22 protein-coding genes are annotated in these 22,987 nt (G+C 41.1%); 12 read left to right on the top strand and 10 right to left on the bottom strand.

The window, feature by feature from the left end; all coding sequences use genetic code 11:
• Positions 1 to 51: 51 nt before the first annotated feature.
• Together EHW67_RS06055 and EHW67_RS06050 are read left to right on the top strand one after the other, a co-directional pair.
• Positions 52 to 1,647, top strand: coding sequence for a fibronectin type III domain-containing protein (locus EHW67_RS06055; protein WP_126161459.1), 1,596 nt, complete (start codon positions 52 to 54; stop codon positions 1,645 to 1,647).
• Between the two features lie 24 nt (positions 1,648 to 1,671).
• Entirely contained in the window at positions 1,672 to 2,763 is a 1,092-nt protein-coding gene (locus EHW67_RS06050) for an alkaline phosphatase family protein (RefSeq protein WP_126161458.1), read from the top strand.
• 307 nt (positions 2,764 to 3,070) lie between these two features.
• Here the strand turns inward: EHW67_RS06050 and EHW67_RS06045 are convergent, their stop codons facing one another.
• The 4 genes from EHW67_RS06045 to EHW67_RS06035 all read right to left on the bottom strand — a co-directional run bounded on the left by EHW67_RS06045 (position 3,071) and on the right by EHW67_RS06035 (position 6,582).
• Positions 3,071 to 3,358 carry a type II toxin-antitoxin system RelE/ParE family toxin gene (locus EHW67_RS06045; protein ID WP_126161457.1) on the bottom strand — a complete coding sequence of 96 codons (288 nt, stop codon included), beginning with the start codon at positions 3,356 to 3,358 and terminating at the stop codon, positions 3,071 to 3,073.
• A gap of 31 nt (positions 3,359 to 3,389) precedes the next feature.
• Positions 3,390 to 3,530, bottom strand: coding sequence for a ribbon-helix-helix domain-containing protein (locus EHW67_RS20340; protein ID WP_158285080.1), 141 nt, complete (start codon positions 3,528 to 3,530; stop codon positions 3,390 to 3,392).
• A 133-nt stretch (positions 3,531 to 3,663) separates the two neighbouring features.
• On the bottom strand, positions 3,664 to 5,472 hold the full coding sequence (locus tag EHW67_RS06040) for a hypothetical protein (RefSeq protein WP_126161456.1): 1,809 nt from the start codon (positions 5,470 to 5,472) through the stop codon (positions 3,664 to 3,666).
• Between the two features lie 354 nt (positions 5,473 to 5,826).
• On the bottom strand, positions 5,827 to 6,582 hold the full coding sequence (locus EHW67_RS06035) for a sulfite exporter TauE/SafE family protein (RefSeq protein WP_126161455.1): 756 nt from the start codon (positions 6,580 to 6,582) through the stop codon (positions 5,827 to 5,829).
• A gap of 83 nt (positions 6,583 to 6,665) precedes the next feature.
• On the opposite strand from EHW67_RS06035, the gene EHW67_RS06030 reads away from it, so the two are divergent.
• Together EHW67_RS06030 and EHW67_RS06025 are read left to right on the top strand one after the other, a co-directional pair.
• Positions 6,666 to 8,477, top strand: coding sequence for a sodium:solute symporter family protein (locus EHW67_RS06030; protein ID WP_126161454.1), 1,812 nt, complete (start codon positions 6,666 to 6,668; stop codon positions 8,475 to 8,477).
• 34 nt (positions 8,478 to 8,511) lie between these two features.
• Positions 8,512 to 9,606 carry an acyltransferase family protein gene (locus tag EHW67_RS06025; RefSeq protein WP_126161453.1) on the top strand — a complete coding sequence of 365 codons (1,095 nt, stop codon included), beginning with the start codon at positions 8,512 to 8,514 and terminating at the stop codon, positions 9,604 to 9,606.
• An 83-nt stretch (positions 9,607 to 9,689) separates the two neighbouring features.
• Here the strand turns inward: EHW67_RS06025 and EHW67_RS06020 are convergent, their stop codons facing one another.
• Together EHW67_RS06020 and EHW67_RS06015 are read right to left on the bottom strand one after the other, a co-directional pair.
• Positions 9,690 to 10,436: a DUF3784 domain-containing protein gene (locus EHW67_RS06020; RefSeq protein ID WP_126161452.1), complete on the bottom strand. Its 747-nt coding sequence runs from the start codon at positions 10,434 to 10,436 to the stop codon at positions 9,690 to 9,692.
• A 78-nt stretch (positions 10,437 to 10,514) separates the two neighbouring features.
• Positions 10,515 to 11,105 (bottom strand): riboflavin synthase, encoded by a 591-nt coding sequence (locus tag EHW67_RS06015; protein ID WP_126161451.1) that lies wholly within the window; start codon positions 11,103 to 11,105, stop codon positions 10,515 to 10,517.
• 70 nt (positions 11,106 to 11,175) lie between these two features.
• Between EHW67_RS06015 and pdxA the strand changes: the two genes are divergently transcribed.
• The 8 genes from pdxA (at position 11,176) to EHW67_RS05975 (ending at position 18,064) form a co-directional block, all read left to right on the top strand.
• Entirely contained in the window at positions 11,176 to 12,222 is a 1,047-nt protein-coding gene (gene pdxA, locus EHW67_RS06010) for a 4-hydroxythreonine-4-phosphate dehydrogenase PdxA (RefSeq protein WP_126161450.1), read from the top strand.
• A gap of 166 nt (positions 12,223 to 12,388) precedes the next feature.
• Positions 12,389 to 12,922 (top strand): YceD family protein, encoded by a 534-nt coding sequence (locus EHW67_RS06005; protein ID WP_126161449.1) that lies wholly within the window; start codon positions 12,389 to 12,391, stop codon positions 12,920 to 12,922.
• A gap of 8 nt (positions 12,923 to 12,930) precedes the next feature.
• Positions 12,931 to 13,128, top strand: coding sequence for a 50S ribosomal protein L32 (rpmF, locus tag EHW67_RS06000; protein ID WP_031445940.1), 198 nt, complete (start codon positions 12,931 to 12,933; stop codon positions 13,126 to 13,128).
• Between the two features lie 174 nt (positions 13,129 to 13,302).
• Positions 13,303 to 14,298, top strand: coding sequence for a beta-ketoacyl-ACP synthase III (locus EHW67_RS05995; RefSeq protein WP_126161448.1), 996 nt, complete (start codon positions 13,303 to 13,305; stop codon positions 14,296 to 14,298).
• Positions 14,299 to 14,331: 33 nt separating this feature from the next.
• Positions 14,332 to 14,820, top strand: coding sequence for an acetyl-CoA carboxylase biotin carboxyl carrier protein (accB, locus tag EHW67_RS05990; RefSeq protein ID WP_126161447.1), 489 nt, complete (start codon positions 14,332 to 14,334; stop codon positions 14,818 to 14,820).
• A gap of 89 nt (positions 14,821 to 14,909) precedes the next feature.
• Complete coding sequence (gene accC, locus EHW67_RS05985) at positions 14,910 to 16,262, top strand: acetyl-CoA carboxylase biotin carboxylase subunit (protein WP_126161446.1); 1,353 nt, start codon at positions 14,910 to 14,912, stop codon at positions 16,260 to 16,262.
• 178 nt (positions 16,263 to 16,440) lie between these two features.
• Complete coding sequence (locus EHW67_RS05980; RefSeq protein WP_126161445.1) at positions 16,441 to 17,556, top strand: NAD(P)/FAD-dependent oxidoreductase; 1,116 nt, start codon at positions 16,441 to 16,443, stop codon at positions 17,554 to 17,556.
• 52 nt (positions 17,557 to 17,608) lie between these two features.
• Positions 17,609 to 18,064, top strand: coding sequence for a 3-oxoacyl-ACP synthase (locus EHW67_RS05975; protein WP_126161444.1), 456 nt, complete (start codon positions 17,609 to 17,611; stop codon positions 18,062 to 18,064).
• Here the strand turns inward: EHW67_RS05975 and arfB are convergent.
• From arfB to EHW67_RS05955, 4 genes are all read right to left on the bottom strand, one after another.
• Positions 18,061 to 18,465 carry an alternative ribosome rescue aminoacyl-tRNA hydrolase ArfB gene (gene arfB / locus EHW67_RS05970; RefSeq protein ID WP_126161443.1) on the bottom strand — a complete coding sequence of 135 codons (405 nt, stop codon included), beginning with the start codon at positions 18,463 to 18,465 and terminating at the stop codon, positions 18,061 to 18,063. The two genes, EHW67_RS05975 and arfB, sit on opposite strands and share 4 nt — an antisense overlap.
• 9 nt (positions 18,466 to 18,474) lie before the next feature.
• Positions 18,475 to 19,449, bottom strand: coding sequence for an ABC transporter ATP-binding protein (locus tag EHW67_RS05965; protein WP_126161442.1), 975 nt, complete (start codon positions 19,447 to 19,449; stop codon positions 18,475 to 18,477).
• Positions 19,450 to 19,539: 90 nt separating this feature from the next.
• The gene (locus EHW67_RS05960; RefSeq protein WP_126161441.1) at positions 19,540 to 21,615 is read right to left on the bottom strand and encodes a prolyl oligopeptidase family serine peptidase; all 2,076 of its coding nucleotides are present in this window, start codon (positions 21,613 to 21,615) and stop codon (positions 19,540 to 19,542) included.
• A gap of 221 nt (positions 21,616 to 21,836) precedes the next feature.
• A complete protein-coding gene (locus EHW67_RS05955) occupies positions 21,837 to 22,826 on the bottom strand; it encodes an aspartate-semialdehyde dehydrogenase (RefSeq protein ID WP_126161440.1) in 990 nt (329 codons plus the stop codon).
• Positions 22,827 to 22,987: the final 161 nt, after the last annotated feature.

Raw genomic sequence — 22,987 nt, 5'->3', positions numbered from 1 at the left:
AGCAGCAAATTATATTGATTAGATTTTTAGAGAAACACAAAATATAAATAAATGAAAATAAAAAGTGCAGTAGTATTATGTTGGGCCGTGACATATCATTTTATAGGGCTGGCCCAAAGTGTTCAAGGAGAACTATTGGTTCAACCCTATCTACAGGATGCAGAGCCCCATTCCATTAAGGTGATGTGGGAAACCTCCAAGGGTGAGGAAAGTATTGTGGAGTGGGGAACAACCCCAAAATTGGGTAAAAAGAGCAAGGGAATTGCCTACGATGTCAATTTTAGCGATTCCAGGATCCATGAGGTGAAAATACAGGATTTGGAACGCTTTACGGAATACTACTATCGGGTAAAAACTGGCAAGATAAGGTCGGACATATTCCAATTTAAGACCCCTCCATTCGCCAGTGATAATGAGTCTTTCAAAATAGTGGCCATGAGCGATATGCAAATAGACCATAATAATCCCAATAAATTCTCCGAAGTGGTCAATGACGGAATATTGAAATATATGGAAAAGGAGTTTGGGGGTAATCTGCCTAGCAACCTAGCCATGGTTATGATACCGGGCGACTTGGTAGAGAACGGTACCAAGTACTATCAGTGGAAGGAACATTTTTTTAACCCAGCCGAAAAATTGTTTTCCCAGGTGCCCGTATATCCCGTACTGGGGAACCATGAGAAAAATTCTGTCTTTTATTTTAAATACTTCAGCCTTCCCGAAAATGGTACCCCGGCCTATGCCGAGCACTGGTGGTTCAAGGATTATGGCAATACCAGGATAATTGGGCTCAACTCCAATGATGGCTATAATAACAGTAGGGATCAGTATGAATGGTTGAAAAAACTTTTGGATGAAACGGCAGAAAATGAGGAGGTAGATTTTGTGTTCGCACAACTGCACCACCCCCATAAGTCAGAATTGTGGATTCCTGGAGAGGAAGACTTTACAGGAAAAGTAGTGGCCCTTTTAGAGGCCTTTACGACCAAGACTGGCAAGCCCAGTATTCACTTTTTTGGGCATACCCACGGTTATTCCAGAGGGCAGTCCAAAGACCATAAGCACTTGTGGATCAATGTGGCCTCGGCAGGTGGCGCCATTGATAATTGGGGCGAATTTGAAGGTAGGGACTATGACGAATTTACCGTGACCCAGGACGAATACGGCTTTGTTATGGTGGAAGTTGATGCCAGTCAGGAAGATCCCAAGTTCACCATCAAGAGAATAAGTCAGGGCAATAGAAAAATGGAGCGAAACAACGAGATTAGGGATAGTATCGTAATCTTCAAAAATGAAAGAAAGCCAAGTTCACCCAAGGCCATCTCACCAAATAACGAAACGGTAAGTTTTACGGGTGCAACTCTGAAGGCAGGAGAGTTTAATAGCGACTTTAGCAATGCTTTCCATGCTGCTTCACATTGGCAGATAAGTATGAGTCCAGATTTTAAAAAGCCCATTTTTGATAGCTGGAAACAATATGAAAATTGGTACTACAAGGAAAATAGACAAAAAGATGATGATCTAACGGATGAAGAATCCAATAGGCTAAAGCCCAATACCACCTATTATTGGCGGGTGCGGTACCGGGATCAAAACCTAAATTGGAGCAACTGGTCCAATACAGCCACCTTTAAAACCAACAATTAATTATTATTCCTAAATAGTCTAGAAATGAAGAATACTGTGCACACCTTTCTATGTGTAATGCTTTTTGGTCTTTTTGGCCCACTTTTGGCCCAGACCAAGGAGGCTCCCAATGTAATATTGATTACTTTGGATGGTTTCCGGTGGCAAGAACTCTTTTCCGGGGCCGATCCTTTGTTGGTGGCCAATAAGACCTATGTTGGGGATACTACCGTCTTAAAATCCCATTTCTGGGATAATGATCCCGAAAAACGCCGGGCGCTTTTAATGCCATTTTTTTGGAATAAAGTTTCCAAAATAGGCCAATTGCACGGTAATAGGACAAAGGGTAGCAAAGTAAATTTAACCAATAGTATGTGGTTCTCATACCCTGGATATAATGAAATTCTAAGCGGTAGTGCAGACGATAAACGTATTAGCAGTAATAGCAAAATAAACAATCCCAATAAGACCATATTGGAAAGGGTGAACAACTTATCGGCCTATAAGGGTAAAGTGGCCGCTTTTGGCAGTTGGGACGTATTTCCGTTTATCGTTAACGAAGAGCGTTCAGGAGTGCCGGTAAATGCCGGATTTGATCTGGCCGAGGGCACTAACCTGACTCCTCGTGAGGAATTTTTAAACCAGCTACAGCCCCAAATACCCAGCCCATGGGGATCGGTAAGGTTGGATGCATTTACACATCACTATGCCCTTGAGCATATGAAAAAGAGTCGACCTAAATTGCTTTATATTTCCTACGGGGAAACCGATGATTTTGCCCATGATGGGGACTATGAGGCCTATTTAAAATCGGCCCATAATACGGACGGATTGATCAAGGAATTGTGGCAGTTTGTACAGGGGGATGATTTTTACAAAGACAATACCACCTTTATAATTACTACAGACCACGGACGTGGTACCCAACCCTTGAAAACCTGGAAAAGCCATGGGGGAGATATTAAAGGTGCTGATGAGGTTTGGTTGGTAGCATTTGGTAAAGGTGTTGGCGCCCAGGGGGAGATCACTTCCCAGGAACAGTTGTATACCAATCAAGTAGCCCCTACAGTTATTGAAAAATTGGGGGTGAGACTAAAAAAGCCCGAGTTTAGTGCTCAAGCAGTTCCACTTAATTGAAATATGGGTAGTACCAGGAATACAGGCAAAAGGATCAATAATTTTAGGGGAGAGGAACCCAATAGTTTAAAACTGATAGCCCCTGTTTTTGGTGGGTGCGGCACCGTGATTAAAATTTGAATTAGAGCAAATGGATTACAACCATTATTGTTACGGCCAATCAAGTTTAAAGTAGACATGATTATGGGATAGTACTAAATCTCTATCTCCATCTAGAAAAATCAACGCAGTAAGAAGGTTTATAGATGGCGCTCAAAATCCTGTCTCTGACCTAAAATGCCCGTTTCCGTATTGTATGGGATTTATATTAGTATCTTTTTAGGGGCGAGGCGTATTCAGCAGTACTTCTACCAAGATCTGGTTTGTCTGCTAAAGCTTGAAAACATTGTGCCAATCCGGAAAGATAATCACGTGTCTGGTTTTCGCCCCAAATTTCTAATGAATAATCAGTTATATCATCCAGATCATTGTCAGCCCTGTAGGATAAAGCATATCTACGCATGCTGTTTTCCTTAGGCTTTGTCCGATCGTCTATATTTTGCAGCTTGGATAATCTCGTCAACTGATCTGATCTTGGGGCTAAGGCCACTATCATAACCTTCCTGTATAGCTACATTGGTAATTAATTATTCCCTATTGCGCTCCTCGTCCATACGTATTAGATGCCGCATATATTCGCTATCATTGGCAAAGCTTCCCTTTTCAACCATGTTTAGGTTCCATACAACTATGACGGATATTAGTTTTATTAATTTACAATAATCCAATACAATTGTTTATTATATTTTCAACAAAGATAAAGTATCGGTTATAGCTGTGAAGTGGCATCGACAAGTGATGACTCTTTGATTTTACAATTAAAAATCACGATTCTGCTGTATTGATTTTTAAAGGGCAATGTTACACCTCTGACAAAGAATGCGCCTCTACATCTTGTTTAAAACCTTCCAAGGTTTTTAAACTGTTGGACAATTCAGACAAAACAGTATCCTTTGCATTTTTAAATTGCCCATTAAGGTTGTTAAATAAACCTTGGTAATAGGTAATGCCATTCTCTAAATTATGTATGAATTTTGACAAGTATTTTTCTTGTTTTCTATTCATGCTTTCTTGGGATTCGGCAATTCTGTTTTTAAGGTATTCCAGATAAATTCCAAGTTCCTTCATAAACATATGGGGTCTATCGGTTCTGACAATAACATTAGCACGGCCGTAGATGTGGTCTGTCATTTCTTTAAGTGTCATTATTTTGGAATAATAGGCCATATTGGGGCCGGGACAGATAGATACCCCTGGACCTTCGGTCTTGGTATCCAGGCCATAGGCTAGGAGCGCAGAGGTGCCTAGCCCCACACAGGTACAGGATTTCTCCGTTATTTTATTGAATTTGTCAGTGTAGTCTTTTTCAGCCAAGCCCATTTCATCCAGTTCTTTTAGTTTTAAATGTTGGTACTGTCTGGATGCAGTACACAGCCCTTTGTCCGTGTAATCCTTGTTCAGGGCCACAAATTTCTTTGGACAGGAACTTCCGGGTCTGTCCTTGTCTATATTTTTTAATTTTTCCATGTCCTTGGTGTTTCCACGTAGGTTATGGAAGGGTACGCCCAAGGGTGATATATCACTTAAGTAAAGATCTTTCTCTTTTGCTTCTACCAATTTTTCCAAGGTAGCCTTGTCTACGGTAGTGGCCTCCGGAACCAAAAGAAATGGGGTTCCCCAGCCCACGGAATCTACCTTGTAATGATCTATTAAAAATTGGTGTTCCTCAGCCGTACCAACACCTCCTTGGGCAGTTATTTTTAAGGATAGATTATGCTTGGGCAAACTTCTGCCCTTCTGGGCAAGTGCGGGAATTAAAATGTCGTGAATTTCTTCTATATACGCTTTTTTGTTGTCCCGAAACTCGGCCATGATGGGGCCCATTAAGTAGCCATCCGTGGCAAAGGCATGTCCCCCGCAATTTAGTCCGGATTCTATACGGTACTCTGATACCCAAATTCCCTTTTTGGCCAAAAACTTACCTTGGATCAGGGCAGACCTATAGTCGCTGACCTTTAAGACTATTTTCTTTTTTATATTGCCGTTTTCATCCGGAAAGAAATCCTCAAAATTCTCCAGATAACTGTATAGTCTTGGGTTCATTCCAGCAGAAAGAATAACGGAGGAATTGAGGTTGCTCATAGCATATCCGCGCAAAGCGGCATGGGCATCATTAAATTCGGTTGGTAATTTGTCATTTTTTGTATAGTTGTCCTTGTCCACCTTGGTCATAATATTGACATCTATACTACCCATGGACAAATTCTCCTTGGCCCATTTCTTAATTTCATTGGCATTAAAATCCTTGGATGTCAGTTTCTCAAATTCTACTTTTAAATGGGAGGTATTGGGTAGGAGGCTTAAATATTCTTTTATTTCTTTACCTCTGTTATGGGCAGAATTAACCAGCTCCTCAAATTTTTTGTGTGCCGCATCATTGACCAGGTTGAGGTAACTGCTAATTCTTTTGGCCCTAAAATCTTCAATCTTGTCCGAAATCTCTTGGTAGGGGAGCTCTAATTTTTCGCAGTACATTTTCCTTAATTTTTCAATTAGGATGTCATCAACCAATGAAATAACCGAATCAATACCAAGATGTGATACTTTTAGGGGGGTGTCTATGGTAAACCCAATTCCCATTACCGGGATATGAAAGCTATGTTGTGTCATGTTATCATTTTTTGAGAGACCCTAGGCAGTAGTCGTTCTAGGAAATAGAAAATTGTGGGTAACTACTTTTAACCTGGGCCCGCTTATGAATCGGCAAATTTTATACGAAATGCGTTCTTAGAATATGATAATTATCAGGAAATGGAGAAAAATTTAAACAGCTTTTGGGCTGTTGGGGAAGGGTTCCAATGCTTCTGGGGTGGTGGCTTTTATTTTTGGTAATGTTAACATCAAGTTTAGTTAACTTCCAGGCACTTTTTAATTGCCATTTTTGTGGTGAAAAGTTTGAGTTAGTATTAGTTTGAGTTAGTCTAGTTGAAAAGCTGGTGCATTGCATCAGCTTTTTTTTATTCCCTACCTAAACAAAATGAGAAATGCCCCCAGTGCAGTTAGGACCAAGATCATTTTACGATAAAATTGATCTTTAATGAGTTTCACCAATCGGATTCCTACAATAATCCCCATTATAATTCCGGGTACTAGTTTAAGGTTGATAAGCAAGGTCTCAGGGGTGATGGTCTTCCATATAAAAATATGAAAGGGCAGTTTAAAGATATTAACGATAAAAAAGAGCCAGGCGGCTGTACCTATAAATTCGTTTTTTGGCAACCTCATGGCCAAAAAATAAATGTTGGAAAAGGCTCCCGCCAAATTACCTATCATAGTTGTAATACCCGCCATGGTACCTATAAAACCTGCAAAGGCCCAATGTGTGGGAACATTTTTGGATTTCTTCCTATCCCACCAATACATCATAATAACGGTTCCTAGGATAATAATGGCCATACCGATCTTAAAGATGGTCTCCGGCAAATCTTTTCCAATGGCCGTTCCTATCAAAATTCCCAGAATCATCCAGGGCAAAAAGGCAATTATGTATTTCCATTGGGCGTGTCTGTTGTAATAAATAACCGCAAAGGCATCGCCCAATACCAATAAGGGGACAACCAGCCCGGTAGATTCCTTGGCGCCAAAGGCCAATGCCATTAAAGTAACATTTATAATGGCAATTCCCTTGATGCCGGCTTTGGAAATTCCGATGACAAAAGCGGCGGTCAAGGCCAAGATCCATGCTGTTGTAGTGATATCTGATGTTGTTAAGAGAAGCATTTGTAACATTTAGCGATGAAAAGGCAAAAGTATCCCAAAAAAATTTATCTTTAAATCTTAATTTTTTTATACCCTCGCAACTAATGGAATTAAGTACACTGGATTACGGTTTTATAATCGTTTTTTTCTCAATTGTTTTGTTTATCGGAATTTATGTTTCCAAGAAGTCGGGCGCTAGTTCGTCCGAGTATTTCCTTTCTGGAAGAACCATGCCATGGTGGCTATTGGGATTGTCTATGGTGGCAACCACCTTTTCTACCGATACCCCTAATTTGGTTACGGATATTGTTCGTACTAACGGCGTATCCGGAAACTGGGTATGGTGGGCCTTTCTATTAACAGGTCTACTTACCGTTTTTGTATATGCCAAACTTTGGAGAAAGTCCAACGTAAATACGGACCTTGAATTTTATGAACTTCGCTACGGGGGTAAACCTGCTAGTTTTTTAAGGAAGTTCAGGGCCGTCTATCTAGGAGTAATATTTAATGTGATTACCATGTCTGCGGTTACCTTGGCCGCTATTAAGATAGGTGGTATCATGTTGGGCTTGGAGCCTTGGGTCACCGTTATAAGTGCCGGTTTAATTACCGTAACCTTTAGTGCACTAGGTGGTTTCAAAGGTGTGGTGTATACCGATTTTCTATTGTTTTTTGTTGCTATGGGAGGCGCTATAGGAGCCGCCTATTACTTGGTAAACCTTCCTGAAGTGGGTGGTATACATGCGTTAATGGCCAATGAACACGTGTCCGATAAACTAGCTATTGTTCCTGATTTTAGTAATACCAGTGCTTTAATAACCCTATTTATTATTCCCTTGGCAGTACAATGGTGGAGTTCTTGGTATCCTGGTGCGGAACCAGGAGGTGGAGGCTATATAGCCCAGCGTATGTTGGCGGCCAAAAATGAAAACCACGCAATTGGAGCTACCTTTTTCTTTAATATTATGCACTATGCCTTGCGTCCTTGGCCATGGATATTGGTGGCCTTGGCCTCCTTGGTAGTATATCCGGATGTGGCCAGTATACACGAGGCCTTTCCAAACGTTGCTGCAGACAAATTGGGGCATGACCTGGCGTATTCGGCCATGTTGACCAAGTTGCCCAGCGGGTTGCTTGGATTGGTATTGGCCTCTTTGATTGCGGCCTATATGAGTACCATCTCAACCCAATTAAACTGGGGTTCCTCTTATATAGTGTATGACTTTTATAAACAACAGATAAACCCAAAAGCGACTGAAAAAAGATTGGTGGCCGTAGGTAGGATTTCCACAGTTGTACTAATGGTATTTAGTGCCACTTTGGCCCTGTTGCTACAAAATGCATTGCAGTTATTTGAGGTGTTGTTGGTTTTTGGGGCAGGAACAGGCCTCATTTTTATCCTTAGATGGTTCTGGTGGCGAATTAACGCATGGAGTGAGATAACCGCCATGTTTGCTTCGGGAATTATATCTATAGTCCTAAAATTAACAGCAGTGGGTACCTTCTTATTTGATGCAGAAACCGGATTGCTTCCTGATTGGTCCGAATATCCATTTGTAGTGGTGGTAACCACTGTGATTTGGTTGGGGGCTACCTTTATGACCCAGCCCGAGTCCAAGACAGTATTACAGAGCTTTTATAAAAAAATACAGCCAGGAGGTCCAGGTTGGTCCAAGGTAATCAAGGATGCTGAAAAAGATAATGTGGAGATTGTGAATACCAAGGAAAAATGGAGTGTTCCTTCCGGGATAACAGCCATGGTATTGGGCTGTATATTAATCTATTCATGCATGTTTGCTACGGGCTATTGGATTTATGGTAAAACAACCAATGCGCTCATATTAACGGTTGTGGCAATAGTATCGGGCTTTTTGTTGGCCAGGGCATGGAATAAGATGAAGGACCATATATTATAGTAGTATGGATTAGTAGGCAATAAACATAGGAGCCATGAATATACAGAATAGGATTGTATCGGTAGACATCTTTAGGGGTATTACCATTGTGTTGATGATTTTGGTAAATACCCCTGGAACATGGTCTAATGTATACGCCCCTTTTCTACATGCAAAATGGCATGGGTATACCCCTACCGATTTGGTATTCCCTTTCTTTTTGTTCATTGTAGGCTGTTCCATTGTTTTTGCCTATCAAAATAAACCCATAGATGGGAATACGTACAAAAAAATATCTGTAAGGGCCCTAAAACTAATAGGGTTGGGGTTGTTCTTGGGGGCTTTTACTATTCATTTTCCTTTCTTTAAGGATTTTGATAATATTAGGTTCCCTGGGGTGCTTCAGCGTATAGGGGTGGTTTTTTTCTTTGCTTCCATTCTGTTTCTTAATTTTAATTGGAAGGTGCTTGTTGGTCTTTGTGTCTTTCTATTGGTGGGTTATTGGTTGTTATTGGGCTATGTTCCGGTAAACGGAATGGCACCTACCTTTGAACGGGCTCCTAACAATTTGGCCAACTACTTGGATGTTCAGGTGTTTGGCTCCCACAGTTACAAATCTGATTATGACCCGGAAGGGCTGCTGAGTACTTTGCCATCTATTGGGACCGCCCTATTGGGTATTTTTACGGGCCTTATTTTGCGTTCCAAGAGGTTGAAGAAAGAATTCCTTTTGCTTGGTATAGGGGTTGCACTATTGCTCTTGGGGTATTTATGGGATATGGTTTTTCCTATAAATAAGGCGCTATGGAGCAGTAGCTTTGTACTGGTAACCGCTGGCTGGGCCAATATTGTACTGGCGCTAATCTATTATATCTCCGATGTAAAGGGAATTAAGTTTGGAAGTATTTTTAAATACGCTGGTTCCAATGCCATTGTTTTGTACTTTCTTTCCAGCTTTACCGCCAAGATAATGGGAATGATAAAACTAAGTGAAGGTACTTCCTTGCACGCTTGGCTGTTTAAAAGTATTTATGTTCAAGATTCCTTGCCAATGGAAACGTCATCCTTACTATATGGCCTCACAGTGGTCTCTTTTTATGTTTTCCTGGGCTATCTTCTAAATAGAAAAAAGATCTATATTAAGGTTTAGGGCTATTATTTGTAAGGTTTTAGCGTTTTTTTTATGCCGATGTGGACGCTGCCATATTAGATGGCAACTCTTCATTTACGGCATTAATCCAAATCATGGAATTCAATAGTATGGGGTAGGGATTCTTCCAATTGATGGAAGTATGGCCTATTGGAGTTGTCCTTGGAAGAAAAGTAAATCTTTTCATTATTTATTTTGGTAATAAGTAGATAGGGTTTGATGTTGGAATTGAGGATCAATTTTACCGCCTCACCGTCTTGGGTTCTAAAATACCCTTTCCTAGTTTCGCCTAGTGCAAATCCGTTGGATTTGGATGTAATTTTCGGCAATGTATTGGTAAGGCCAACAGATTTTATATCGCGTGCCCCAAGGGTTTCCCCATATACCCCTCGGAATTCAATTTCATTGTGGGTTATCTGCAGTTTGCTTTCCATTAACCCCAATGCTAGCAGACCTATTATAAGAGCAAGAGTAGCTATAAGGATATAAATGCCAATTTTATTCCATCTGTTTTGCTTGCCAGTCCAATAGGTATTGCTTTTTAGTATAAAGTAAATATAGGCTAAAATGGGGTAGACCCCTAGAAATATTCCGCTTGCCGTTTCGCTTATTCCGTAGTGCAATAAGAGGCCCAGTACTAGTAATGATGACCCAAGAGCAATGTGAGATTTTCTGAAATAAGGGAGGTATTTTTTTAAATCGAAACGCTTTCTTTCCTTTTCGTCCAAGGTGTTGTAGCCAGATAAGAGGTACTTGGCATTGTTTTCGGTAACCAGAAATCCAATGCCTATAAAGAGCAGGCTAACTCCCAATAAGGTGTAAAGCATCATGATAGATTTTTTATAAGGTAGCCTTGTACACCCAAGTACTTAAAGTAATGACATGCAAAAATGTTGCCTTTCAAGGTGCTAATTTCTTAGCTCCAATAACCTGGAAACATATTTTCCTACCACATCAAATTCCAAGTTGACCCTAGTGCCCACCTTATAGTTTTTAAATCTGGTATGTTCAAAGGTATATGGAATAATGGCTACGCTAAAATTGTTTTTTTGGGAATCCACAACCGTTAAGCTGGTACCATCTATGGTAATGGAGCCTTTCTCAATGGTCACATTATTTAATTGGGGATCATATTCAAAGGTAAAAAACCAACTACCGTCCTTTTCTTCAATTTTTACGCATTGTCCGGTTTGGTCTACATGCCCCTGAACTATATGTCCGTCCAATCTTGCGCCAAGTACCATGGCCCGTTCCAAGTTTACCCCTTCCCCTACTTGCAGATCCTCTAAATTGGTTTTTTGCAATGTTTCTTCTATGGCCGTTACGGTATATTGGTCGCCTTCTATTTTTACCACGGTTAGGCATACTCCATTATGGGCTACACTTTGGTCTATTTTTAATTCTTGGGTAATAGGGGATGCTATGGTCAGGTGCAGATTTCCGCCTTCTTGTTCCAATTTTTTTACTTCTCCCAAAGTTTCAATAATCCCAGTAAACATGTGTCGTTTTAATTAAGTAGTTTTGTGATGTAAATTTAGAGGTTTATTTCATATTAAACGAATACAGAATATGCAGGAAGCTGGAAAGATAAAATTGGGGATATCCATAGGGGATTTAAATGGTATAGGGTGCGAGGTAGTACTCAGGACATTTGAAGATTCCCGTATGCTTGATTTTTGTACGCCCATTATTTTTGCTTCCAATAAGGCCATTTCCCAACAAAAATCGGATTTGGGCTTGAATATTAATTTTAATGGGATACATGACGCCACAAAGGCTATAGATGGCAAGATTAATGTGGTTAATGTATGGAAGGAGCACACTCCTATAAAGTATGGAGAGGCAACTGCCGAGAGTGGCAAGTACGCCTTAAAGTCGCTCCGGGCAGCAGTGGATGCTTTAAAGAATGACGGAATAGATGTGTTGGTGACCGCTCCTATTAATAAGAACAACATTCAATCTGAGGAATTTAATTTTCCTGGTCATACCGATTTTTTGGCTCAGGAGCTGAACGGCGAGAGTCTCATGTTCATGGTTTCGGACGGATTACGGGTAGGGTTGCTTACAGATCACGTCGCTGTAAAGGATGTGGCATCTTCTATTACCCCAAAACTAATTAGGTCCAAGATTACGACTATAGAGAATTCCTTAAAGATGGATTTTGGGATAAGAAGACCTAAGATAGCTCTCTTGGGCATTAATCCCCATAGCGGTGATAGTGGGGTTATTGGGAAGGAAGACGATGAGGTGCTTAAACCGGTAATCAAGGAAATGTCTGATAAGGGGCATTTGGTATTTGGGCCCTATTCGGCAGACAGCTTTTTTGGTTCTGATAATTATAGGAATTTTGATGCTATTTTGGCCGCATATCACGATCAGGGACTTATACCCTTTAAAACCCTGTCCTTTGGTAAAGGGGTAAACTTTACCGCAGGACTGGACAAGGTGAGGACATCTCCAGATCACGGAACGGCCTATGAAATAGCAGGAAAGGGAAAGGCAGACCATAGCTCTTTTAAAGAAGCTGTGTTTGCGGCCTTACATATCTTTAAAAACCGACAGGAATACAAAGGGCTCATTGCGAACCCTTTAAAGAAACAGAAGATGAAAAGATAATACTGTTGCCCTTGGATTGGGTAGGGTTTAGAGTGCGTCTTTTCAGTGATTTACGGGATTTTGGGAAGAAAATATTTATTTCGTCCCAATTGTTGCCTTTTTATAAAATAATAGTATCTTTGCACCCGCCTTTATATTGGCGGGTACGTTAAAACCAGTGTGGAACATGATGCAGCTTAAGGAGTATGATATTCCTTTTTCAGGACTGAAACAGGGAAAACACGAGTTTGAATATACCATTGATAATAAGTTCTTTGAGTCTTTTGAGTATGATGAGTTTAATGGCGCTAACATCAATTTGCATGTTACCCTGAACAAATTGAGTACCATGATGGAGTTGGAGATGCAGGCCAAGGGAACGGTAAACGTGAATTGTGACCTCACCAGCGAACCATATGACCAAGGCATAGAGGCCAATTTGGAACTGGTAATTAAATTTGGGGAGGAGTATAATGACGAAAATGATGAGATATTGATAATTCCCCATGGGGAATTCCAGATCAATATTGCGCAATACGCCTATGAGATGTTAGTATTGTCGGTACCTCAGAAAAAGACGCATCCAGGGGTTTTGGACGGCACTTTAAAATCAAAGGTGTTGGACAGGCTGGAAGAACTTCAACCAAAAGAGACAAAGGAAAATAAAGAAGATATTGATCCCAGATGGGACGCTTTAAAAAAATTATTAACGGATAAATAAGTTTCATAATGGCACATCCTAAAAGAAAAATTTCCAAAACCAGAAGAGACAAGAGAAGAACGCATTACAAGGCAGTAGCTCCTACTGTAGCCCAAGATCCTACAACTGGAGAAATGCACTTGTTTCACAGGGCACACTGGCATGAAGGTAAATTATACTACCGTGGAGAGGTTTTGATTGACAAAACCGAGGAAGCAGTAGCATAATTTAGGCTAGTACAATATAATCTGGACTCCCACTTCTTAAGAGTGGGAGTTTTTTTATGAAGATGATATTAAAGTCAAAAACAGCTCGTTTTTCGACTCAAAGTCATAGAAAATCACTAATTTTCACAAATTTTCAAGTGTTTTTGAAGATTTATTGATAAATATCAAATTTAGATGGGCAAAGTAACGTCGGCAATTACGGCTGTAGGGTCATACGTACCAGATTTTGTAATGACCAATAAGATTTTGGAAACTTTGGTTGAAACCAATGATGAGTGGATTACCACCAGAACAGGTATCAAAGAACGAAGAATCTTGAAAGGGGAGGGTCTGGGCACTTCCTATTTGGCAATTAAGGCTGCCGAACAGCTTTTGGATAAACGTAAATTGGATCCCAAAGAGATTGATATGGTCATTGTGGCCACTGCCACACCTGATATGATGGTCGCGGCAACAGCGGCCTATGTGGCCTCTGAAATAGGGGCTACAAATGCCTTTGCGTACGATTTGCAAGCGGCTTGTTCCAGTTTTCTGTACGGAATGTCTACTGCCTCTAGCTATATTGAATCTGGAAGATATAAAAAAGTATTGCTTATAGGGGCCGATAAAATGTCCTCTATAATAGATTATACCGATAGAACTACCTGTATTATTTTTGGAGACGGTGCCGGAGCGGCATTGTTTGAACCCAATGAAGAGGGACTTGGCCTACAGGACGAATATCTTAGGTCTGATGGGGTAGGAAGAAATTTCCTAAAGATGGATGCCGGTGGCTCTTTGCTTCCCGCTTCTGAGGAAACCGTTAAAAATCGACAGCACTTTATTTATCAAGATGGGAAATCGGTGTTTAAATTTGCCGTGACCAATATGGCCGATTCGGCTGCCAAGATTATGGAGCGCAATAATTTGTCCCACTCAGATGTGGACTGGTTGGTGCCACACCAGGCCAATAAAAGAATTATAGACGCTACATCTAACCGGATGGGATTGGACGATTCCAAGGTGATGATGAACATACAAAGATATGGAAACACTACATCCGCAACTTTACCACTTCTTTTAAGTGACTACGAGAGTCGGTTAAAAAAAGGGGATAATTTGGTTTTTGCCGCCTTTGGAGGCGGTTTCACCTGGGGCTCTATTTATTTAAAATGGGCATACAATTCATAAATTAGACGCAACCTATAAACTAAAACGTATTCTATGGATATTAAAGAAATTCAAAGCTTAATTAAATTTGTGGCCAAATCTGGGGCTAGTGAGGTAAAATTGGAGATGGAAGATATCAAGATAACCATCCGTACCGGATCTGTTGGTAGCTCTTCCGAACCAACCACCTATGTACAACAAATCCCTATGGGGGCGCCAATGCAACAACAAGTGCCTGCAGCACCTGCCACTGCACCTGCCGCTGAGGTAGAGGTAAAGAAGGAAGCCGATGAAAGTTCAAAATATATTACCATAAAATCACCTATAATAGGTACCTTCTACAGAAAACCTTCACCTGATAAGCCGGCTTTCGTTGAGGTTGGTAATACAATTAATAAGGGAGATGTACTTTGTGTGATCGAAGCCATGAAATTGTTCAACGATATTGAATCCGAAGTTTCGGGTACAATTGTGAAAGTTCTTGTAGATGACAGTTCACCGGTAGAATTTGATCAGCCATTATTTTTGGTAGATCCATCATAAGAAGTTTTAAATGCTAAATGTTGGGGATCTAAACATGGGTTGCTCAGAATCATTTAAAATTTAGATTACAAAATTTAAAATTTCAAAAGATGTTTAAGAAAATACTTATTGCAAATAGGGGTGAAATTGCGCTGCGTATTATTAGGACCTGTAAAGAAATGGGTATTAAAACGGTAGCGGTATACTCCAAGGCAGACGAGGAAAGTCTTCATGTACGTTTTGCGGATGAAGCAGTCTGTATTGGTCCTGCGCCGAGTAGCGAGTCCTATTTAAAAATACCGAATATAATAGCTGCGGCAGAAATCACCAATGCAGATGCCATTCACCCTGGCTACGGATTTCTTTCTGAAAATTCCAAATTCTCCAAAATTTGTGCGGAGCACGATATAAAATTTATTGGGGCCACGGGAGAGCATATAGACAAGATGGGCGACAAGGCTACCGCCAAGGAAACCATGAAGAAGGCCGGTGTTCCTACCGTTCCAGGTTCGGACGGCTTGTTGAAGGACGTAAAAGACGCCAAAAAAATAGCCAAAAAAATGGGCTACCCGGTGATGATCAAAGCTACTGCCGGGGGTGGAGGTAAAGGTATGCGCGCCGTTTGGAAGGAAGAAGACCTGGAAAAAAGTTTTGAGAGTGCGGTGCAAGAAGCCACTGCAGCCTTTGGCAACGGGGGCATGTATATGGAAAAATTGATAGAGGAACCCCGCCATATCGAAATTCAGATAGTGGGCGACCAATATGGTAAAGCCTGTCACCTATCGGAAAGGGATTGCTCCATTCAACGTCGACATCAAAAATTGACAGAAGAGACACCTTCCCCATTTATGACCGATAAATTAAGGGATGATATGGGAAAAGCAGCGGTAAAAGCTGCCGAATACATTAAGTATGAAGGAGCGGGAACCATAGAATTTTTGGTAGATAAACACCGAAACTTCTATTTTATGGAAATGAATACCAGAATTCAGGTAGAACACCCCATCACGGAACAGGTAATAGATTATGACCTTATTCGCGAGCAAATCCTAGTTGCCGGGGGAGTACCTATTTCAGGTAAAAATTATTTGCCCAAACTTCACTCTATTGAATGTAGGATAAACGCGGAAGACCCCTATAACGGATTTAGGCCTTCCCCCGGGAAAATTACTACGCTTCATACCCCAGGAGGACACGGTATTAGATTGGATACACACGTTTATAGCGGTTATACCATTCCTCCAAATTATGATTCCATGATCGCCAAGCTTATCACTACGGCTCAAACCAGGGAGGAAGCTATCAATAAAATGAAACGCGCCTTGGACGAATTTGTAATAGAGGGAATTAAAACCACTATTCCTTTCCATAGACAGCTTATGGACCATCCAGATTATTTGGCCGGAAATTACACCACCAAATTTATGGAAGATTTTGAGATGGCTCCACAGCCCGAGGAATAATCGGATTGTAAGAAGAAAGTTATTTTTTGGATTAAGGCGAAGTAAACTGGAATATAAAGAACAGTTTACTTCGCTTTTTGAGTTTATATAGGCAGTCCTCTTTGTGCATAGGAGTATAAATAATATCTTAATACCAATGATGTCTGACTTTTATTAATTATTAAAACGTTGGCCTTATATGAACCTAAGCTATTGGGAATATAAAACCTGGTTGTCCAATGTCGATTTTACTATCGTGGGTAGTGGGATAGTAGGGCTTAATTGTGCACTCTACTTAAAAAGAGAGTTTCCCAAGGCCAAAATATTGACCCTGGAAAAAGGCCTGCTGCCTCAAGGGGGCAGCACAAAAAATGCGGGATTCGCCTGTTTTGGTAGTATTTCGGAGATCCTGGCAGACTTAAAGAGCCATACTAGTGATGATGTTCGGCAATTGGTAAAAAGACGCTATGAGGGCATTAAATTGCTTAGAGAGAATCTTGGAGATGGCCCTATGGATTTTCAAAATTATGGAGGGCATGAAGTTTTTTTAAAAGATCATCAGCATCTATATGAAGAATGTTTAGATAATTTGGAAGAGGCAAACTCTTTGTTGAAACCCATTTTTAATGCAGCTCCATTTAAGGTGCAGTCCAATACATTTAATTTTCAAGGGGTACAGCAGAATTACATCTCCAATTCGTTCGAAGGGCAGATCAATACCGGGAAAATGATGAAGGCCCTACTGCATAAGGTACAGAAGAGCGGGGTAAGCATTTTAAATTCCATTGAGGTGGAAAGCTATTTAGAGCAATTGGACCATGTTGAGGTGCAGACCGATAGGTTCCAATTTAAGACAAAGCATTTATTTGTGGCTACCAATGCATTTGCCTCCCAATTAATTCCTGAAAAGGTAAAACCGGCCAGGGCTCAGGTGTTAATAACCAAACCTATACCAAATTTAAACCTTAAGGGGACCTTTCACTTGGATGAGGGCTACTATTATTTCAGGAACGTTGAAGACCGCATCTTGTTGGGAGGTGGAAGGAATTTGGATTTTAAGGGAGAGGAAACCACGGTTTTTGGTGTGTCTACCAAGATACAGCAGCGGTTGGAAGAAATGCTGCATAGTATTATTATACCCCATACCCCTGTAGAAATAGATAGGCGATGGAGTGGCATTATGGGCGTTGGCGGGCAAAAGCAACCCATTGTAAAGCAGCTTTCGAACAGGGTGTTTTGTGGCGTGCGCATGGGGGGCATGGGTATCGCCATTGGCAGTATGGTAGGTAAGGAATTGGCTTATTTGGCCAAATAGACATAATGGCTATAGTTAATAGCCTGTAATAAATTAAACGGTAATAAGTAAAATGGACAATTCTGTAAAACAAGAACTTTATGCCTTCTGTCAGGCCTATATTAAGGATCGTCTAAGTCGAATTCAGAAGAATATTGCCGCGCTTCAGGAGGCTTTAAATTCGGAGACCAAAAGCAGTGCAGGGGATAAGCATGAAACGGGAAGGGCCATGATTCAATTAGAACGTGAAAAGCTGGGCAAGCAATTGGCCGAGGTACAGTTGCTGCAGGAATTGTTTAAAAAAGTACCGCTTAGTAGTGGTAATTCAACCATTGCACTGGGCAATCTGGTGTACACCCCTGAACAAAACTTTTATTTGGGAATCAGTGCCGGCGAATTAAAAATAGATGGCGTTTCGTTCTATGCTATCGCACCCAACACACCTATTGGAAAATTGCTTTTGGGAAAAGGCAAGGGCGATGTTGTTATTTTTAATTCAAGGGAAATTAAAATTTTGGAAATTCACTAATCCAGATCGGGTTTGCCCCTATTGGCTTTCTTTTGGGCCGCACGCTTTTTGCTTTTTAAGCGCTTTTCTATGGCCGACCGCGTAGGTTTTGTCTTTATTCTCCTTTTGGGGACCCTTAAGTTGGTCTCAAGGATCTTAAGAAATTTTTTTATGACCAGTTCCTTGTTTTTGTGTTGACTCCGGGTTTCCTCGCACTGTAAGATCAGTTCCTTTTCCTTGGTTAATTTATGGGCAAGTTTTTTGAGAAGTCTGTTTTTTTCAATTTCACTAAGGTTGGTAGATTTTTCCAGTTCAAAGGATAATTCTACCTTGGTAGACACCTTATTTACATTTTGGCCGCCGGCGCCACTGCTCCTCACCGCCTTAAATTTAAGTTCTTGTATGATGCCCTCTTTGTTCAAATCCCTGTATTATGGTTTAAGGCGCTGGTTGATGGTTTCCAGGGCAATATTAAGAAACAGCTCTTTGTTTACTTCCATGGATTCGTGGTGATGAAAGCGTATGATGTGTTCGTCGGATTTGGCTTGGACCAGGTAATGGCTGCCCATAAAATAACATTTTTCTACCTTGACCGGAATGCCCGACTTGTTGGAAATCCTAAATTCATGGGCGTAGACAATGATTTTACGTTCCGTTTCACCATAGGATTTAAGAATGCTGATGGGAATAAGATTGGCCTCCCCGAATAAGGCGGCCGTATAAATATTTTTTGGATTGTGGTAGAGATCCTCTGTTTTGGCCTCTACCATAATTTCCCTATCCTTTAGAACAATAATCTTTTGGGCATAGGGAAGTACGTCCTGATGGTCATGGGTAGCGGTAATACAACTGATTTCTTCCTTTTCCAGGTATTCAAAGAGGTTTCTCCTCAATTGATTTTTTCTAAAGTTATCTATATGGCTAAAAGGCTCGTCCAGCAATAGAAGTTCGGGCTTTTGTGCCAAGACCCTGGCCAGGGCCACCCGCTGCTGTTGGCCCCCGCTAAGGTTTTTTACCTTTACATCGGCAAAGGAAAGCATGTCTATCATTTGCAGTAGCTCTTGGGTTCTGGCCTTTAATTCTTCCGGATAAAATACGGATAAAAACTGACTCACATTTTCTGCCACAGTGGTAAAGGGCATGAGGTCAAAATCCTGGGAAAGGTATTTCATATAAGATTCCCCAGGAACAAGATTGTAATCAGGGCCCATTACCTGGGTGTCTCCCCAAAAGATTTGTCCTTTATTTGGTTGGAGCAGGCCATAGATTATTTTAAGCAGGGTGCTTTTACCACATCCACTTTCCCCAACAATGGAAATATGCTCACCTTTGGCCACCTTAAAGTTAATATCCTTTAAGATGGGTGTTTTGTCATAAGAAAATGAAAGGGAGTTAATTGTTAACATAGGCCAAAACTATAATGCTGAATACAGGGGATAAAAAAAGTCCGATTCCAAAAGAAAGGGACTTTTAACAAAATTATCGATTTTTTTATACTAATCCTTGTTTTTTTTTGCCACACTCGGGTTGGGCAAAGCTTTAAAGCCCATATTGTATAGGGCAAATCCAAAGATATCGGCATATTGGGCTATCGTTTTGCTTACCGGAGTTCCGGCGCCATGTCCGGCATTGGTTTCAATTCTGATAAGGGTAGGATTACTGCCATTTTGCTTTTCCTGTAGTTCGGCAGCAAATTTAAAGCTATGCGCCGGTACTACCCTATCATCGTGATCGCCAGTGGTGATCAGGGTGGCGGGGTAGGATGTACCCGTACGTACATTATGTAGCGGGGAGTACCCCTTTAGATATTGAAACATGCTTTGGCTCTCCTCAGAAGTGCCATAGTCGTATGCCCAACCGGCCCCAGCCGTAAAAGTATGGTACCTTAGCATATCCAAAACGCCTACGGCGGGCAACGCTACTTTCATTAAGTCAGGTCTTTGTGTCATGGTGGCACCTACCAACAAACCGCCATTGGAGCCGCCTCGGATGGCCAAAAAATCGCTAGAGGTATAGTTGTTTTCCAATAGATACTCGGCTGCTGCAATAAAGTCATCAAAAACATTTTGCTTTTTTGTTTTTATGCCGGCGTCGTGCCAACCTTTTCCGTACTCACCTCCTCCTCTTAAATTGGGAACTGCATAAATGCCCCCTTGCTCCATCCAAACGGCATTGGCTATGGAGAAAGCAGGGGTAAGGCTTATATTGAAGCCCCCATATCCATATAGGATGGTGGGGTTCTTGCCATTTAAACGCAATCCCTTTTTATGGGAAATGATCATCGGGATCCTAGTGCCGTCCTTGGAGTTGTAAAATACTTGTTTGGACTCGTAATCGGTAGGCTCAAAATCAATTTCCGGTTTCCAATATACTGTATAGTCGCCAGGATCAACGTTCAATTTATATATAGACTGTGGGGTGTTGTAATTGGTAAAGGAAAAATAGATTTCCTTGTCTTTTTTCTTAGCACTAAATCCTGCCGCACTACCTAGGCCCGGTAATGTTATTTGGCGAATTTTATTTCCGTCGTAGTCGTATTGGTATACTTTGGAAATGGCATCTACCATATATTCGGTGAAAAAATATCCCCCTCCCTTGGCAATGGTGAGAACACAATCGGTTTCTGGAATTAGATCTACCCAATTTTCAGGAGCTGGATTGTTGGCATCCACGGTAACTACTTTTTTGTTGGGGGCATTTCTATTGGTAACAATAAATAATTTAGAGCCAGCATTGTCAATAATGTGGCTATCGGTATCAGGTTGGTCAAGAATGCAGATCAATTCACTGTTGGGGTGGTCTAGGTCTTTTATAAATAGCTTATTTCCAGAAGTGGAGACCGCGGCGGTCACAACCAGAAAGCGGTCGTCCTCTGTAACATAGCCCCCCACATACCTGTGTTTTTCAGAAGGAATACCCCCAAATACCACTACGTCATCTTTTTGGGGTGTTCCCAAAGCGTGATAATATAACTTGTGCTGATCTGTTTTGGCCGATAGTTCGCTGCCTTGGGGTTTGTCATAACTGGAGTAATAAAACCCCTCATTTCCCTTCCAGGAGATGCCACTGAACTTTATGTCTACCAAGGTATCTTCTAAAACAGTTTTGTTTTTGGCATCTATCACTATGACCTTGCGCCAATCACTTCCTCCTTCAGAAATGGAGTATGCCGCAATAGAGCCGTCCTTGGAAAAATTGATTCCGGACAGGGAAGTGGTGGCATCTTTGGAGAAGGTATTAGGGTCCAGGAATACTTCTAACTCACCCTTATCGTTGCGGCGGTATAATACATCCTGATTCTGCAGCCCGTTATTTTTAAAGAAATAGGTGTAATTCCCTTCTTTAAACGGCCTTCCCAATTTCTCGTAATTCCATAATTGTTCCAGTCGCTCTTGAAGTTCTTTTCTAAAAGGAATTTTGTTAAGGTAGTCAAAAGTGGTCTCGTTTTGCTGGCGGACCCATTCTTCGGTATCCTTACTCCTATCATCCTCTAGCCAGCGATAAGGGTCATGGATTTTGGTGGTGAAATAAGTGTCTATGGAATCAACTTTCTTGGTAATAGGGTATTTCAAAACGATGGCTTTTTTTGCGGTTGTTCCCACAGGCCAATAAAAATGGTGCGACCAATGGGAGTACAATGGATTTCTTTATAAACAGGAACTTATTGTCCCAAAATTAGCTCAAAAAAAACCTTTGTAATGCAGTATTACAAAGGTTTTAACATCTTATACACTACCTTTTGTTCCGTGTCGGACAGGGGTAGGGCACTCACTATAGAAATGTGTTTTGTGTCTTATACCAACTGGTTTTCAACCAAATATTCCGCAATCTGTACCGCATTGGTAGCAGCACCTTTTCGTAAGTTGTCTGCCACGATCCACATATTTAAGGTGTTGGGTCTGGTTTCGTCCCTTCTGATCCTTCCCACAAAGACGTCGTCCTTTCCATGGGCGTAGATAGGCATGGGGTATGTGTTGGTGTCTGTATTGTCCTGAACAACCACTCCCGGGGTTTCGCTCAGCAATTTTCTGACGTTGGAAAGTTCAAAATCATTTTCAAATTCTACGTTCACTGATTCTGAATGCCCACCAGCTGTTGGGATACGTACTGCCGTTGCCGTAACCGAAAAAGAACTGTCATTGAATATTTTCTGTGGTTCACGGGCCAATTTCATTTCTTCCTTGGTGTATCCGTTCTCCAGAAAAACATCACAATGTGGAAGAGCGTTTTTGCCTATAGGGTAAGGATAGGCCATTTCTCCCTCTACACCCGCAATCTCATTTTCCAACTGCTGAACAGCCTTAACCCCAGTTCCGGAAACGGACTGATAGGTAGAAACTACTATTCGTTTCATTTTGTATGCATTGTGTAGTGGGGATAGTGCCAATACCATCTGTATTGTAGAACAGTTTGGATTGGCAATAATCTTATCATCCTTTCCAAGTTCTGAGGCATTTATTTCCGGAACAACCAATTTCTTGGTGGGATCCATTCGCCATGCCGAGGAGTTGTCAATTACCGTGGTGCCGGCCTCTGCAAATTTAGGTGCCCATTCCAAAGAGGTATTGCCACCAGCAGAGAATATTGCTATGTCCGGTTTGGCCGCAACAGCAGTGTCTAGACCTATTACAGTGTGCTCCTTTCCTTGGAACGTTAATTTTTTTCCCACGGATCTTTCCGAGGCTACCAACAATAGTTCGGTCAATGGAAAATTACGTTCTGCCAATACTTTTAGCATCACTTCCCCAACCATTCCTGTTGCTCCAACTACAGCTACTTTCATTTTAAATACGATTATAATTTCAGTTGGCAAATGTACTGATTATAGGGCAGTAAACAAGCAAAAAAGGAATATATATTAATAATATAACAAAATGTTATATATATCACAATTACTTATAAAAGAACCGTCAACTTAGACATTGTATCTTAGTTGACGGCTTT

The sequence above is a fragment of the Arenibacter aquaticus genome, from assembly GCF_003957295.1.
Lineage (GTDB): Bacteria > Bacteroidota > Bacteroidia > Flavobacteriales > Flavobacteriaceae > Arenibacter > Arenibacter aquaticus.
Note: the sequence above shows the minus strand (reverse complement) of the source record. Positions and strands in the feature narration are given on the sequence as shown.

What these genes read in the sequence shown, in the direction of transcription:
- EHW67_RS05955 (WP_126161440.1), bottom strand. Translation starts at nt 22,826, where the DNA reads ATGAAAGTAGCTGTAGTTGGAGCAACAGGAATGGTTGGGGAAGTGATG.
- EHW67_RS06055 (WP_126161459.1), top strand. Translation starts at nt 52, where the DNA reads ATGAAAATAAAAAGTGCAGTAGTATTATGTTGGGCCGTGACATATCAT.
- EHW67_RS05975 (WP_126161444.1), top strand. Translation starts at nt 17,609, where the DNA reads ATGGACAATTCTGTAAAACAAGAACTTTATGCCTTCTGTCAGGCCTAT.
- rpmF (WP_031445940.1), top strand. Translation starts at nt 12,931, where the DNA reads ATGGCACATCCTAAAAGAAAAATTTCCAAAACCAGAAGAGACAAGAGA.
- EHW67_RS06020 (WP_126161452.1), bottom strand. Translation starts at nt 10,436, where the DNA reads ATGATGCTTTACACCTTATTGGGAGTTAGCCTGCTCTTTATAGGCATT.
- EHW67_RS06050 (WP_126161458.1), top strand. Translation starts at nt 1,672, where the DNA reads ATGAAGAATACTGTGCACACCTTTCTATGTGTAATGCTTTTTGGTCTT.
- accC (WP_126161446.1), top strand. Translation starts at nt 14,910, where the DNA reads ATGTTTAAGAAAATACTTATTGCAAATAGGGGTGAAATTGCGCTGCGT.
- accB (WP_126161447.1), top strand. Translation starts at nt 14,332, where the DNA reads ATGGATATTAAAGAAATTCAAAGCTTAATTAAATTTGTGGCCAAATCT.
- EHW67_RS06045 (WP_126161457.1), bottom strand. Translation starts at nt 3,358, where the DNA reads ATGATAGTGGCCTTAGCCCCAAGATCAGATCAGTTGACGAGATTATCC.
- EHW67_RS06040 (WP_126161456.1), bottom strand. Translation starts at nt 5,472, where the DNA reads ATGACACAACATAGCTTTCATATCCCGGTAATGGGAATTGGGTTTACC.
- EHW67_RS06025 (WP_126161453.1), top strand. Translation starts at nt 8,512, where the DNA reads ATGAATATACAGAATAGGATTGTATCGGTAGACATCTTTAGGGGTATT.
- EHW67_RS05980 (WP_126161445.1), top strand. Translation starts at nt 16,441, where the DNA reads ATGAACCTAAGCTATTGGGAATATAAAACCTGGTTGTCCAATGTCGAT.
- EHW67_RS06030 (WP_126161454.1), top strand. Translation starts at nt 6,666, where the DNA reads ATGGAATTAAGTACACTGGATTACGGTTTTATAATCGTTTTTTTCTCA.
- EHW67_RS05965 (WP_126161442.1), bottom strand. Translation starts at nt 19,449, where the DNA reads ATGTTAACAATTAACTCCCTTTCATTTTCTTATGACAAAACACCCATC.
- EHW67_RS06035 (WP_126161455.1), bottom strand. Translation starts at nt 6,582, where the DNA reads ATGCTTCTCTTAACAACATCAGATATCACTACAACAGCATGGATCTTG.
- EHW67_RS05995 (WP_126161448.1), top strand. Translation starts at nt 13,303, where the DNA reads ATGGGCAAAGTAACGTCGGCAATTACGGCTGTAGGGTCATACGTACCA.
- EHW67_RS06015 (WP_126161451.1), bottom strand. Translation starts at nt 11,105, where the DNA reads ATGTTTACTGGGATTATTGAAACTTTGGGAGAAGTAAAAAAATTGGAA.
- EHW67_RS06005 (WP_126161449.1), top strand. Translation starts at nt 12,389, where the DNA reads ATGATGCAGCTTAAGGAGTATGATATTCCTTTTTCAGGACTGAAACAG.
- pdxA (WP_126161450.1), top strand. Translation starts at nt 11,176, where the DNA reads ATGCAGGAAGCTGGAAAGATAAAATTGGGGATATCCATAGGGGATTTA.